Raw genomic sequence first — 13928 nt, forward strand, 5'->3', positions numbered from 1 at the left:
GAACTGGCGCAACCGCCCAGGATCAGCAGGCTCGCCATGGTGGCCGTCAAGCGTTTGATGTTCTTATTCATAATCGTTCTCCCGTTTTGGAAAGCCGGCTGGTGACAGCCGGAAAATGGTCCCAATGTCGTTTTGGGTTGCCATGCTCTGCAAACGGTGTGCCAAACGATGATTATTTCGCCATGCGTAATTGATTGCGTGAAAACGTGTGTTTCTACCTAAAAATCAGGTCGTTTTCACAAAATCAACGCGATTCAAGTCGCCAAACTCCCCTCGGGAGAGGGGATTATTGCCGCCCATCCTAGGGGTAACCCGTAACCCGGAATGTTCCATGTCACGTTACGTCGTAACGTCCGGAACGTGATTTTCGGCACCGTAACGGGTGCAAAACTCGCGCGGGTATACGCGAATGGGCCGGCTGCAAACGCAGCGCTGATGCCATTTGCAGAAAATCGACTAATCCCTCTAATTTATCTGGCATGGCAATTGCAGAAATTGGCCCGCAGCACATAGCACAGACATCAGAAGCACAACCAATTCTAAGGAGACGGGCCATGTATCAGATTCACCGCACCATTCGCGTTGCGCCGCTGGCGTGCGCGATTGCCGCCCTCATGCTGGCGGCTTGCTCTTCGGGAGGTTCGGGTTCTGGCGCGACCGCCAATCCGAATGACATGACGGGGGTGACGCCTGTCGGCAAGACTTCCAATGGCGCGGGCAATGTTGTGACTGCAACGGGCAATGCGGTCAGCAGCCTTGGTACGACGCTGCAAAACGCCAATATCCCTGGCTTGTCCGACCAGACCAAGACCGGCCTGGCTGGAACGGTCACCAATACCGGTGGCGCGATCAGCGCGCTGGGTGACGGCATTAGCGCGGGGCTGGGCCGTACCGGCCAGAATTCGAACCCGATTGGCACCACGGTTGGCAGCAGCGGCAATGTGGTGACCGGTCTCGGTCAAGCCGTTGTGAGCGCCGGTTCGGCCGTACAGGGCCTGGGCCAAGGCTCTGGCGCACCGCTGGCGCCTGTCACCGCACCGGTTGGCGGCGGGGTGTCGCAGCTGGGTCAGGCACTGATTGGCGGCGGCACGCTGTTGGGCAGCGCGCTGTCGTCAGGCGCGGTTCAGCAGGTCACGCAGCAGGCCAGCAGCGCCATCGTGCCGGTCACCACGCAAGTGACCAGCGGTACGCAGAGCGCCGGCGATATGACTGGTTTGGGCGGCCAGGCCAACTCGCTGCTGGGCACGATTGGCAACGGCGTTGCCGGTGCTGGCGCCACGATCACCGGTACGGGCGTGCCGGTGGTGTCGAGCTTGGGCCCGGTGGTGACCGCGGTCGGCAACACGGTGGCCACCTTGGGTGGCGTGGGCACGGCAGGTGGCGGCTCGGGCAGCAACCCGCTGGGCGGCCTGCTTGGCGGCGCGGCGGGTGGCAGCAACCCGCTGGCCTCTGTCACGGGCGCGCTGGGCAGCACGGGTGGCTCTGGCAATCCGCTGGCGCCTGTTACCGGCTTGCTGGGTGGCGTGACCAGCGCCGCCGGCGGTGCCTCGGGCGGCAGCAGCCCGCTGGCGCCGGTTACGAATCTGCTGGGCGGCTTGGGCGGCCTGGCGCACTGAGCAGTACCTGTCTGTGCTCTTGAAGGTGCGCGGGCGTGTTCCCGTCGCTCGCGCATCCTTTTTTTCAGCCCGGACAGAAATGGGGAGCGTTCGACAACCCGAGGCCTAATGGAAAACCCGCCCATATTCTGGGTCTAGTCTAACGAGCATTAAGGGATTTCCATTGGTTTTCAATGGGTTGGCGCACTTTTAATGAAATTAAATAGAGTTTTAACTCTAATTTATCACAAGTACCTCAACTGAGTTATTTTGTTTGCGGCGCTGCACGCCTATAAAACCGTTACGGGACGTTACGTGACATTGCGTGACGCTCCGGTAACGGAACATATAAGCAAGCAAGGGGTTGGGGGCGCGCAAACGGCTGCCGGAAGTTTTCTGCGGGACGAAGACTGCTCGACAGCACTTTTGATTGTTTCATTCGTGAAACAATGCGGTGATGGAAATCGCACCGCCGATGTCGTCTGCTTCAAATCCCCTGCATTTATCCGTTATAGCAACCATGAACTGGCCACGATGGGAGCGTCGCAGGCTGGTCAAAATCAACAACATCCGCTGGGCGAGTGCACACAGGAGAGAGAACATGAAAGACGCCATTCTGAATTTCGTTCGCGACGAACAAGGTGCCACGGCCGTGGAATACGGGATGATTGCCGGGCTGATTGCCGCAGCGATCGTGACGATCGTCAGCACGCTGGGCACCAAGCTCGACAACGTCTTCGTGACCATCTGCAAGGCCGTCAACAACAATACGGCGTGCTAGAGCATTGCCTTGTATTCGTATAGCCATGCAGACATCGCAGGCTGGCTAGGCGTAGCGTTCATCGCACTTCTCGCAATCACGTTTGATATCCGCTCCCGGCGCGTGCCGAATTGGCTCGTCGCCGTGGGGGTGGTGTTGGCCATCGCGCTCATCAAGTCCGGTGGCGTGATGGCGCTCGCCTACGACTGGCAAGACGTGGGGCTGGGAGCAGCGATCGCATTTGCCAGCTTTCTGCCGCTGTACGCCCTGGGCTGGATGGGCGCGGGCGACGTCAAATTCTTTGCGGTGGCCGGCATGCTGGCTGGCTGGCATGGGCTGATAGCTGTCTGGCTGGTCGCCAGCCTGCTCTCCGGCCTGCATGGGCTGGCGATCCTGCTGCTGCGCCAACTTGATGCTGCCTTGCCGACTGGCTGGATGTTGATGCGCGTGTGCCCGGCGCTTGCGCGCTGGGATGCCACGCAAGCTGTCCGGCGCGGTATTCCGTATGCCGCCTATATGGCAATCGGGCTGCTGAGCCTGCCATGGATACCCCCCGCGATGCGGATGCCGTGGCTGCCGGGAATGTAGATCCAGACGCTGGAATGAGAGCCGCCTGAGCGGCCTGCGCACATAAAAAGGAGTCGGCCATGCCGACATTGCAAAGGGAACGGGTGAACACGCGCTTGCGCGTGGGAACACATGAGGTCATCGCGCGGCGCCGGGCAAGCCGGGGCGTGGCCGCCATCGAATTTGCCGTGGTGGTGCCGGTGCTGCTGTTCCTGATGCTCGGCATCGTCTACTACGGCGTCATTTTCGGCATGCAACAGGTGCTGACCTTGGCCGCAGAAGAGGGCGCGCGCGCCGCACTGCGTTATCAGACGACCAACGCACAACGTGTGGCGGCTGCCTACACCACCGTGACCTCAGTGCTGCCGACGTTTCTCACGGGCCGGGTTCAGACCAACCAGAGCAGCACGCCGCTGGTCAATTGCCAGAACGTGGCCGGCATGCAGTGCCTGAGCGTGGTGCTGACGATGCCGGTGACTACCGGCAACACCCCCTTGTTGCCCGCCATTCCGTTGCTGCCTGCCCCGGCCACGCTCACAGGCTCGGCGGTGGTACAGCTGGTGGCCGGGCCATGATGCCGGCCCGCTGCGGACTCCCCTCATTGACTGCGCATACAGGTTGCCAGGATGACCAGTAGACATCTCCAGATTTTCGCTGCCGTGCTGCTGCTGCTCGCGGCCATCCTGGGCGCGGTAGCGTGGAAGAGCGCACATCGCCCGCCGGCACCCGTGACGGTGCAGCAGAACGGCAAGACGCTGTACCAGGTGGTGGTGACCGTCAAGCCGCTGGAGGCGGGCAAGCCCATTACCGCAGACCAGGTGAGCGTCGAGCCGCTGCCGATCAACCCGGCCGATGCGTTTTCCGAGGTGAGCAAGGTGGTGGGGCGCGAGCCCATCGTGGCGATCGGCTCGGGGGTGCCGCTGATCGGCTCGCAACTGGCGTCGGGGCTGGCGCTACAGGTCGAGCCCGGGCAACGCGCGGTGGCCATCACAGTGGACGAGGTGATCGGGGTCGGCAACCGCGTGATGCCGGGCGACTATGTCGACGTGTTTCTCGTCATGCGCCGCGACGGCCAGGAGATCGAGGGTAGCCTGGCGCGCCTGCTGCTGCCGCATCTGCGGGTGCTGGCGTTTGGTCCGCTGGCGGTCAACGACGGGCCGCAGAAGCCGGGGGAGACCAACGCCGTCACGCACAAGGTCGACCAGGCCAAAACTGCGGTGCTGTCGGTGCCGGTGGCGTCCGTGAGCCAACTGGCCATGGCGCACCAGTCCGGCCGCCTGCTGATGGCCTTGCGCAACCCGTCGGACGACGCGGAGCCCACTGTGCGGCCGCAAGACGCGCAGGTGTTGTCAGTCGCTAACCGCAATCCGATGGATGTGGCGCAGGCGGGCGCGTCGCTCGCCAGCCTGACGGGTGACGGTCGCCGGCCGGCCGTCGTGCACCCGATGCCCGCAGTGGCGGCCAGCGTGCGCACCGTCGCCCAGAGCGCTACAGCAAGCACGGGCGTTGAGATCATCCGGGCAGGTAAACGAGAGGGGCAACATGACTGACGCCGCCATGGTTCGCGGTTGGGGGAGCGTGCTGGCGCTGGGGTGTGCGGCGCTGGTGTCTGCCGCGCATGCGCAGACTGCGCCAGCCGGCCAGACGCTGCATCTGCTCGCCGGCAGCCAGCGCGAGATCCGCCTCGGCAAGCCGCTGGAGCGCATCGCCATCGGCAATCCGGAGGTGGCGGATGCACTGCTGCTCAAGGGGCGCGGCGCGGCCAGCAGCGTGCTGATCGTCGCCAAGAAGCCGGGCGCCGCCAACATCATGGTGTGGACGCAGGGTGGTTCGGCCTTGACCTACAACGTGCAGGTGGATGCCGAGGCGCGCAGCGCCGACAGCCCTGACCTGACCGTGCAGGGCAGCACCGCGGTGCTCAGCGGCCAGGCCAAGGATGTCTACACGTTGGCGCGGGCCCGCAAGGCAGCGACCGCAGCTGGCGGCGGCGAGCCTCCGAAGGGTGGCAACGTGGTCGATAACACCACCATGGCTGTGCCCGGCACGGTGCAGGTCGATGTGCGCGTGGTTGAGTTCAGCAAGACGGTGCTGAAGGAGGCCGGCTTCACGTTCTCGCGCACCCGTGGCGGGTTCGCCTTCGGCTCATTCTCGCCGTCGTCCCTCTCGCAGGTGACATTTAGCCCTTCGGCCGGGTTGAGCACGCAGTCGACCATGCCGATCAGCTCGGCGTTCAACCTGGTGATCGGGTCGGTCAGCAGGGGCATTTTTTCCGACCTGAGCCTGATCGAATCGAACGGCCTGGCGCGCGTGCTTGCTGAACCGAGCCTAGTTGCGCTTTCCGGCCAGAGCGCCAACTTTCTGGCCGGCGGCGAGATCCCGATCCCGGTGCCGCAGGCATTGGGCTCGACCACCATCGAGTACAAGCCCTTCGGCATTGGCTTGACGGTGTCGCCCACCATCCTGTCGGAGAACCGCATCGCGCTGAAGGTGGCGCCGGAGGCGAGCGACCTGGACTTCAGCCGCGGCATCACGATCAACGGTGCCACGGTGCCGGCCATTGTCACGCGCCGCGCCGACACCACGGTGGAGCTGGGCGACGGCGAAAGCTTCGTCATCGGCGGGCTGGTCAGCCGCAACACGCTGTCCAACGTCGACAAGGTGCCGCTGCTGGGCGACCTGCCGATCATCGGGGCGTTCTTCAAGCGCCTGAACTACAACCAGGAGGAGCGTGAACTCGTCATCATCGTCACGCCGCATCTGGTGCGGCCGATGGCACGCAACGCGCCGATTGAGGCGATGCTGCCGGGCCAGGACCGTGACAAGGCAGGCCAGCCCGTGTGGCAGCCGTTCGCCCTCGGGGTGGCCGATCCGGCCATGCCGGGTTTCTCGCGGTAGCGCAGGCAGGAGCGGGCATGGACTACTTTCTCCTGCATGGTGGCGGACAGGTCGATGCGCAGTCGGGCGGCGTGCATCGCTGGCTGGCGGCGGCCATCCGCGAGCTGGGCATCCTGGTGGCCGAGACCGCCGGGCACGATGCCTTCCTGGAGCAGATCGGCGCGGTGAACCCCGAGGTGGTGTTCGTGCGTTTCGTCTCGTCGCCAGCCGTGCCGGCCTTGATCGACGTGCCGGCGCACGATCAGCGGCTGGGCGAGGGCATGGATGCGATCGGCGAGGCCACCCAACTGGTGGCGCAGCTCACGCGTCTGTTTCCGGGGTTGCCGCTGGTGGCGATTGGATCGGCCTCCGACGGCCGCGCCATGCTGGCCGCGCTGCGCGCTGGCGTGAAGGATTTCGTCGACATTGACGGTGCGCCGGCAGAGGCCGTGCGCGTGGTCCGGCGCCTGCTGGCCGAGCGCGCTTCCGCCGAGCCGACGCGCCGCGGCCGCGTGCTGGCCATCCTGGGTGCGCGCCCGGGCGTGGGCACCACCACCCTGGCGACGAATCTCGCGACGCTGGTGCGCAAGAGCTCGGCCAGCGACGTGATGCTGCTCGACCTCGGCCAGCCGCTGCGCGACGGTGCGCTGTACATGAACGTGCAGGCCAACTTCCATTTTGTCGAGGCCGTGCGCAACCTGCGCCGCTTTGACCAGGTGTTCGTGCAGACCGCGCTGTCGCGCCACCCGAGCGGGCTGGCGGTGCTGCCGCTGCCGGTCTCGCTGGCCGAGATGCGCGACATCTCGTTCTCCGAGGCGCTGGGCCTGCTTAACCGGCTGCGCACCTTCTTCGACTTGCAGGTGGTCGACCTGGGCGGCTTCAGCAACCTCGATTTCATCGCCCAGCTGGTCAAGGCCGCCGATGACGTGATGTTGGTGACCGAGCAGAGCGTGGGCGCCATCGTCTCGGCCGCCGAGCTGATGCAGGAGCTCAAGAAGCGCGAGGTCGACAACGAGAACCTGCATCTGATGATCTCCAAGTTCGACACCCGCCTGTCGCTGGATGCCGCGCAGATTGCCGAACGGCTGGAGATCGGCTCCGTGCTGACGGTGCCGAGCCGCCGGCAGGCGCTGGTGGTGGCCTCCAACCAAGGCGCGATGCTGGCCGAGACCCACCCCACCGACCCCTACGTCCGCGCGCTTGCCGAGATCGCGCAGCAGTTCGGCTATGCCGGGCAGACCGAACGCAACGCCGGCGTCTCGAACTGGATGGCGGGTGTGGGCGCGCGGCTGGGTGGCCGCCTCAAACGCAAACCGGCCGAAGCGGCTGAACAGACCCTAGATATGCGCACCACGGGACGGAACGCGACATGACACAACCCATCGAGTTTTCCAACCAGACCGATGCGAACCCGGGCGCGTTTGCCGTGACGCAGGCCTTCCAGGACATCAAGGAGGCCGCGCACGAACATCTGCTCACGCGCATCGAAGAGCTGGGCGCCGAGTTCGGCCGCTGGTCGCGCGCGGCCATCCAGCGCTTTGTCGACCTCGAGGTCGAGGGCTTCACGCGCATGCGACGCATCCCCGTCAACGAGACGGAGGTGCGGCAGATTGCCGAGGCGCTGACCAAGGAGCTGGCAGGCTTCGGCCCAATCGAGGATCTGCTGGGTGACCCGGCGGTGGAAGACATCCTCGTCAACGGCCACCTGGACGTGTATGTGTCGCGGCACGGTGTGCTGGAGCGCATTCCGGTGCGCTTTGCCGACAACAACCACCTGCTGCGGATCGTGCGCCGCATCCTCGCGCCGATCGGCCGCCGGCTCGATGAATCGAACCCGATGGTGGACGCGCGCTTGCCCGACGGCGGCCGCATCAACGTGGTCATTCCGCCGCTGGCGCTGGAAGGGCCGGTGGTGTCGATCCGCAAGTTCCGCAAGGATCCGCTCAAGCCCGAAGACCTGCTGGGCCTGGGCACCATGAACGAGGAGATCGGCGACCTGATTTGCGCGGCGGTGCAGGCGCGCTGCAACATCCTGGTCAGCGGCGGCACGAGCTCGGGCAAGACCTCGCTGCTCAATGCGATGGCGTATCACATCCCGATCACCGAGCGCGTCATCACCATCGAGGACACGGCGGAGTTGTCGCTCAACCATCCGCATGTGGTGCGCCTGGAGAGCCGCCCCGGCGGTTTCGAGGGCACCGGCGTGGTCAGCATTCGCGATCTGCTGCGCAATAGCCTGCGCATGCGCCCGGACCGCATCATCGTGGGCGAAGTGCGCGGCGGCGAAGTGCTGGAAATGCTGCAGGCCATGAGCACCGGCCACGACGGCTCGATGGGCACCATCCACGCCAGCAGCCCGCGCGAATGCCTGTACCGGCTGGAGATGCTTGCGGGTTTTGCCGGCTTCCAGGGCAGCGAGGCGAGCCTGCGCCGGCAGATCAGCAACGCCATTGATTTCATCGTGCAGATCGGGCGCTTGTCCAACGGCAAGCGGCGCATCCTGTCCGTGACGGAAGTCACCGGGCTGGGCGACAACATCGTCTCCACCCAGGAGCTGTATCGCTACGAGCCCTATATCGGCCCCGAAGGCGAAGAGATGGACCGCTGGACGGCACTCGGCCTGCAGCCGCATTCGCCCAAGCTCGCACGCATGCGCAATGCGGGGATGAACGGCGGCGGCATGAACGCGGGCTTTGGCGGAGGAGGCCGCTTCCATGTCTAGCGTGGCGCTCTGGTCCGCCTGCCTGGCCCTGCTGCTGGTGGGGGCCTCGCTCATGCTGTGGGCGGAAGCCGTACGTCGGCGTGAGCGCGAGGCGTCGCGCAGCTTTGTGCGCGCGCAGACCGAGCAGATCCATGCGCGTTATCAGTCGAACGCCGAGACCGCGCCCGTCATCACGCCGGACACGCTGCACCGTGCTTGGCACGACGCGCTGCGCCGCGCAGGCCTGGAGCCGACCCGCCGTTTCTACACGCTGTTGTTCGCCCCGCTGGCCGCTGTGGCGCTGGTGGCTTGGGCGGTATCGAGCCTGTTGTCCGCGGTGATGGTGGTCGTGCTCTACGTGATGGTGGCCGCGTTCCTGTTCTGGAACCGCACGCGCCGCATGAACGAGCGTTTGTTGCAGCAGCTGCCCGGCTTCCTCGATGGCGTGGTGCGCCTGATGAGCATCGGTAGCGCCGTGCCGGCGGCGTTTCAGGCGGCCAGCGCGAATACCGAGCAGCCGTTGCGCACCTGCCTGGCCACCACCACGCAGTTGCAGCGTGCGGGCATGGATCTGGATGCCGCCGTGCTGACGGTCGGGCAGCAGTACCGCGTCAACGAGTTGGTTCTGCTGTCGTCGGTGCTGCGCCTGTCGCTGCGCTATGGCGGCCGCGCCGACATCGTCATGGAGCGCACCGCCGCGTTCATGCGCGATCGCGAGCAGGCCCAGCGCGAGCTGATCGCCTTGTCTGCCGAGACGCGCTTGTCGGCGTGGATCATTGGCCTGATGCCGGTGGTGGTGGGGGGGATCATCATCATGTTCAACGCGAGCTACGTGATGTCGATGTGGCGTGACCATGCCGGCAAGTCGCTGATCATGGGGGCGTTCGCGCTGGAAGTGATTGGCGCGATCGCGCTCGCGAAGCTGGCGAAATCCGTCTAGGGGGGGGCAATGGAAGACGCGCTCCTCACACTGAGCTTGACCTCCGCGACCGCAGGGTTGCTGGTGTTGGGTGGGATCGCGCTGCGTGCGGTGCTGATGCGCCGCCGCAGCGTGCGCAAGCTCGACACGGCGCTATCCAACATGCGTGCCGGGGCGGCGCAGGCCGCATCGCCTGCCCAGGCTGTGCCGGCGGCCCAATCGGCAGCGCAGCCCAAACCGCATGGGGTGCGTGAGGCCCAGCACATCCAGCGGCAGATCGCCAAGGTCGGTGAGCGCTGGATCGATACGAGTCTGGGGCAGCGCATCGTCACCGAGGAAGACCGCAAGCTGCTGGAAGAGTGCGGCTATTACGGCGAGCACGCACGCACCGTGTTTGGCGGCGTGCGCATCCTGCTGCCGCCGCTGCTGGCGGTGATCGGTGTGCTGAATGCCACGTCGTTCAAATGGGTGGTGCTGTACGGGTTCGTCGGCTTCGCACTCGGCTATATGGCGCCCAAGTGGCTGCTGAACCGCCGCAAGGAAAGCCGCCAACGCCGCATGGACGATGAACTCCCGGTCATGGTCGACATGTTGCGCCTGTTGCAGGGCGTCGGCTTGTCGATCGACCAGAGCCTGCAGGTGATCGCCAATGAGTTCCACAGCATGCTGCCGGTGCTGGCCGGTGAATTCGGCCGTGCTAACCAGCAGTTTGCTTCAGGCCGGCCACGCGAGCAGACGCTGCTGCGCATTGCCAAGCTGTTCGACAGCGAAGATTTGAAAGGGCTGATCACGCTGCTGACGCAGGTCGACCGTTTCGGCGGTGCGGTGCAGGAGCCGTTGCGGCAGTTCGGCACGCGCTTGCAGGAAAACCGCCGCGCACGCCTGAAAGAGCGCGTGGGCAAGCTGACCGTGAAGATGACCATGGTGATGGTGCTGACGTTGCTGCCGGCCTTGCTCATCATCACAGCCGGGCCCGGATTCATGGGTGTGATACGCAGCCTGAGCCAAACCTCTGGAGGGAGCTGACTGTGCCGAAGTTCCAAATTGCAATACAACCCGCCGCGGCCGGCGTGCTGATCGTGACGGCGCTGCTGACCGGATGCAGCGCGATGGCGCCCACCGACATGAGCCGCCGAGCCGATGCGGATATCGAAATGGCCCGCCAGCGCCAGAGCGAGGAGAAGACGGAGATCACCAACCCCAGCACCTACCTGTCGCTGATCCGCCGCATGCAGGAGCAGGGCTTGTACTACGCATCGCTGGCGCACATCGATGCCTATCAGCAGCGCTTCGGCCGTGGCCCGGAGGTGGTGCTGCTGCACGCCGACGCCCTGCGCGAGACCGACCAGCTTGCCGCTGCCGACGCCGATTACCGCGCGGTGATCGGCGCCACATCTGCCTCGGGCGCGGGAACGCAGGGTGCGCTGCTGAATGCCAATGCCTGGCGCGGGCTGGGTATCACCGCCGGCCGGCAGGGCAAGTTTGGCGAGGCAGCGCGTAGCCTGCAGGTGGCAGCGCTTGGCAACCCGACAGACGCCACCACCGCCAGCGACCTCGGCTACGCCCTGATGCGCGCCGGCGAGGTTGAGCAGGCGCGCGTGCCGCTCATGCAGGCAGCGCAGCTGGATACGGCCAACCCGAAGATCGCGGGCAACCTGGCGATCTGGTTTTCCGTCAATGACCGCAAGACCGATGCCGCCGCTCTCACAGCGCACGCGCACCTGAGCGACGCCGCGCGCAAGGCCATCGACGAAGACGTCGGCCGCGTGCGCAGTGCCTGGCGCGATCGGCGCATCGCGCGCGAGGCCCCCCCGCCGGTACCGCGCACGGTAGCTGGCGCGCCGGCCGCCGTCGGGCAAGCCCCGGCAGCGCGTGCGACTTCGGCGCCGCTGGCATTCCAGCGCGGGCGCCTGCTTGACAACGTGGAGGCAGCGCAATGAGCGACAAGATCGTGCACGCCGTCTGTGTGGCGACCCTGCTGTGGAGCGGATGGGCCGCCGCACAGGGCTTTTCCAGCACGGCGGATTCGGCGTCACCCGCTGCGCCCAAGACCAGCCGCAACGTCAACGACGCGGCCCGTGCCTTGCTGTCGGCCCAGCGCGATGGCACGTATGCCGGCGAGGCGGCACCGCTGCGTGGTGAACAGGCGGCGCTGGCCTACCAGCGCTACCTGGATACCTTCAGCCGGCCGATGCCGGGTCTGTCGCAAGGCTCAACCGGCCAGCGCAGCGGCGCGCCGCAGACGACCTCCGGCACGCCACGTTAACCTTTGCCCCTGACGACAGTGACACGCGCGATCACCCCCCCTAGCCGACCGCACCGTCTGCGCCGCCCCGCACGCGGCGCGGTGAGCATTCTGACGGCAGTCTTTGTCGCGACTGTCGGGCTGGCGGTGCTGGTCAGTGTCGATATCGGGAACTTATTCTTCTCGCAGCGCGCTTTGCAGCGGGCCGCCGACATGGCCGCGATGGCCGCGGTGCAACGGCTCGACATTCCCACGGCGGCCCAGCAGAGCACGATCCAGAACGGCCTGACGCCGGACGGCACTACGATCACGGTCGCCGTCACGCCGGGCATCTGGGACGCCTCCACCGGCGCCGCGCCCACCTACTTCACCGCGCAGGCAGCCGTCGATGGCAACACCAATGCCGCCCAGGTCACGCTCACGCAAAACGTGCCGTACTTCTTCATGGTGGGGCAGCGTAGCCTGACGGCAACTGCCATTGCCAAGAACACGCCCATCGTCGGGTTTTCGCTCGGCTCTGGCCTGCTGTCGCTCAATGGGGGGCTGCTGAACCAGCTGCTGGGGTATCTGCTGCATACCACCCTCAATCTGGACGCCGTGTCGTACCAGGGGCTCGCGACCACCAATATTCGCCTGGGTGACCTGGCCGTGGCGCTGGGCGCAGGCAACATGCAGCAGCTGCTGACGCTGTCGCCCAGCCTGTCGGATTTCTATACCGCCGTGATTTCGGTGGCATCGCAATCGGGGCTGGCGGGCGTCACGATGGGCGGCGCCGGGGCCAGCAACGCATTGTCGGTCGGCAGCGACCTGAACGTGCCAATCAACGTCGGGGACGGCGGCGCGGGGGCACCGGGGGTGCTGCAGGTGCTGGCGCTGACCGGCAACGAACAGGCGGCGCTCAACACCACCGTCAACGTGCTGGACCTGCTGACCACCGCCGCGCAGATCGCGAACAGCAAGTCAGCCGTGTCCGTGGCGCCCGTCTCGCTCAACCTGGTCGGGTTGGGGACGGTGAACCTGTCATTGAAGATCATTGAGCCGCCGGTGATTGCCGTGGGGCCACCGGGCCAGTTTCTGTCCGGGCCGAATCAGGGGCAGTGGAAGACACAGGCGCGGACGGCGCAGGTGCGGCTTGGACTGGGGATCACCGCCAACGTGCTCGGACTGGTCGGCGTCAATTTGCCGATCGGCCTGATGGTGGCAAGCGCGCAGGCCCATGCCACGTCGACCAACTGCGCGGTGCCCCGATCGAACTCGACGGCGACGATTTCCGCGCAGCCGCAGCCGGTGTCGCTATGCATTGCAACCGGGGCGGATACGACGGTCAATAGCGCCATGAACTGTGCAGCCGCCTCGCCAGCGCCGCTGGTGAGCCTGCCTCTGATCGGCGGGGTCAGCATCAAGGCCAACGTCTCGCCCACCGCCAATTCCGGCTGGGGCGACGAGACCATTGCCGTGACGCAGATCGGCCAGAATCCGCAGCAGGACGTCAATGGAAATTCACCGCCGCGGGTTGCGACTGCAGGGGTTTTCAGCTCGATCCTGAACAGCAACTTGAACCAACTCCAGTTGACGGTGCTGGGTATTCCACTGGGCGCCGCTGGCGCTGTCATTCTTGCCCCAGTGCTGGCGCTGATCGGCAGCATTCTCGACTCAGTCCTTACACCGTTACTTCAGGCTATCGGCATCCAGCTTGGCTATGCCGACATCAAACTGCTCTCGCTCGATTGCGACGCAGTCGAACTCGTGTTCTGACATGGAAGCGACGACATGAAAACCGATCGCTGGGCGTACGAAACACTCGACATCTTTGTCTGGGAGGGCCGCCAGGACATCGCGGACCGCGTCACGCGCTTCATGGCGCCGTTTGGCGCCGAGGTGATCCGCGCGGGCGGCATCGACTTCCAACCTGCCGAGCCGCGCAGCAAGCCGAGCATTGCCATCATCAGTGCCTCGGTGGTGGAGAGCGGCGGCTTTACCGTACTGGATTGGCAAGCCGCGCAGGGCATGCCCGTGATCTGGGTGGCCGCCGACACGCAGCACGACCCGTCCCGCTTCCCTGCCGAATACACGCATGTCCTCGGGCCGGATTTTGGCGCGACGGAGCTGCGCTCGCAGATCGGCAAGCTGCTGCCGGCCATGTCGTCTGCGCAGGACCAAGGGCCAGACCAAAGCGACCTGGTGGCGGCGTCGCCTGCGATGCGGATGCTGCTCGAGCACGTCGACACCTTTGCCGATTGCGACAGCAACGTCATGCTTTACGGCGA

At 65.6% G+C, this 13928-nt stretch carries 15 protein-coding genes and 1 pseudogene; 15 read left to right on the forward strand and 1 reads right to left on the reverse strand.

The window, feature by feature from the left end; all coding sequences use genetic code 11:
* Together QZ609_RS17165 and QZ609_RS17170 are read left to right on the forward strand one after the other, a co-directional pair.
* Window positions 1–194: hypothetical protein (locus tag QZ609_RS17165; RefSeq protein WP_295497346.1), on the forward strand; the 194-nt coding region annotated here is incomplete at its 5' end.
* A gap of 360 nt (window positions 195–554) precedes the next feature.
* Entirely contained in the window at window positions 555–1616 is a 1062-nt protein-coding gene (locus tag QZ609_RS17170; RefSeq protein ID WP_295497348.1) for a collagen-like triple helix repeat-containing protein, read from the forward strand.
* Window positions 1617–2030: 414 nt separating this feature from the next.
* Here the strand turns inward: QZ609_RS17170 and QZ609_RS17175 are convergent, their stop codons facing one another.
* Entirely contained in the window at window positions 2031–2198 is a 168-nt protein-coding gene (locus QZ609_RS17175) for a hypothetical protein (protein ID WP_295497350.1), read from the reverse strand.
* Here QZ609_RS17175 and QZ609_RS17180 point away from each other — a divergent pair.
* From QZ609_RS17180 to QZ609_RS17240, 13 genes and pseudogenes are all read left to right on the forward strand, one after another.
* Entirely contained in the window at window positions 2197–2376 is a 180-nt protein-coding gene (locus QZ609_RS17180) for a Flp family type IVb pilin (RefSeq protein WP_295497352.1), read from the forward strand. The genes QZ609_RS17175 and QZ609_RS17180 overlap by 2 nt on opposite strands.
* A 102-nt stretch (window positions 2377–2478) precedes the next feature.
* Window positions 2479–2943 carry a prepilin peptidase gene (locus QZ609_RS17185; RefSeq protein ID WP_295497354.1) on the forward strand — a complete coding sequence of 155 codons (465 nt, stop codon included), beginning with the start codon at window positions 2479–2481 and terminating at the stop codon, window positions 2941–2943.
* A 59-nt stretch (window positions 2944–3002) separates the two neighbouring features.
* Window positions 3003–3497: a TadE/TadG family type IV pilus assembly protein gene (locus QZ609_RS17190; RefSeq protein ID WP_295497357.1), complete on the forward strand. Its 495-nt coding sequence runs from the start codon at window positions 3003–3005 to the stop codon at window positions 3495–3497.
* A 51-nt stretch (window positions 3498–3548) separates the two neighbouring features.
* Window positions 3549–4472 carry a Flp pilus assembly protein CpaB gene (cpaB, locus tag QZ609_RS17195; RefSeq protein ID WP_295497358.1) on the forward strand — a complete coding sequence of 308 codons (924 nt, stop codon included), beginning with the start codon at window positions 3549–3551 and terminating at the stop codon, window positions 4470–4472.
* Entirely contained in the window at window positions 4465–5817 is a 1353-nt protein-coding gene (locus tag QZ609_RS17200) for a type II and III secretion system protein family protein (RefSeq protein WP_295497360.1), read from the forward strand. Before cpaB ends, QZ609_RS17200 begins: the two co-directional genes overlap by 8 nt.
* Window positions 5818–5834: 17 nt before the next feature.
* Complete coding sequence (locus QZ609_RS17205; RefSeq protein WP_295497362.1) at window positions 5835–7169, forward strand: CpaE family protein; 1335 nt, start codon at window positions 5835–5837, stop codon at window positions 7167–7169.
* Window positions 7166–8518 carry a CpaF family protein gene (locus QZ609_RS17210; RefSeq protein WP_295497364.1) on the forward strand — a complete coding sequence of 451 codons (1353 nt, stop codon included), beginning with the start codon at window positions 7166–7168 and terminating at the stop codon, window positions 8516–8518. Before QZ609_RS17205 ends, QZ609_RS17210 begins: the two co-directional genes overlap by 4 nt.
* Window positions 8511–9437, forward strand: coding sequence for a type II secretion system F family protein (locus QZ609_RS17215; protein ID WP_295497366.1), 927 nt, complete (start codon window positions 8511–8513; stop codon window positions 9435–9437). Before QZ609_RS17210 ends, QZ609_RS17215 begins: the two co-directional genes overlap by 8 nt.
* 9 nt (window positions 9438–9446) lie before the next feature.
* Window positions 9447–10442 carry a type II secretion system F family protein gene (locus QZ609_RS17220; RefSeq protein ID WP_295497368.1) on the forward strand — a complete coding sequence of 332 codons (996 nt, stop codon included), beginning with the start codon at window positions 9447–9449 and terminating at the stop codon, window positions 10440–10442.
* A gap of 2 nt (window positions 10443–10444) precedes the next feature.
* Complete coding sequence (locus QZ609_RS17225) at window positions 10445–11356, forward strand: hypothetical protein (protein WP_295497370.1); 912 nt, start codon at window positions 10445–10447, stop codon at window positions 11354–11356.
* Entirely contained in the window at window positions 11353–11682 is a 330-nt protein-coding gene (locus QZ609_RS17230; RefSeq protein WP_295497373.1) for a DUF3613 domain-containing protein, read from the forward strand. Before QZ609_RS17225 ends, QZ609_RS17230 begins: the two co-directional genes overlap by 4 nt.
* 81 nt (window positions 11683–11763) lie before the next feature.
* Window positions 11764–13416 (forward strand): TadG family pilus assembly protein, encoded by a 1653-nt coding sequence (locus tag QZ609_RS17235; RefSeq protein WP_295497375.1) that lies wholly within the window; start codon window positions 11764–11766, stop codon window positions 13414–13416.
* Window positions 13417–13431: 15 nt separating this feature from the next.
* Window positions 13432–13928 (forward strand): annotated as a pseudogene (locus tag QZ609_RS17240) (sigma-54-dependent Fis family transcriptional regulator); the annotation flags it as partial.

The sequence above is a fragment of the uncultured Ralstonia sp. genome (assembly GCA_913056305.1).
GTDB lineage: Bacteria > Pseudomonadota > Gammaproteobacteria > Burkholderiales > Burkholderiaceae > Ralstonia.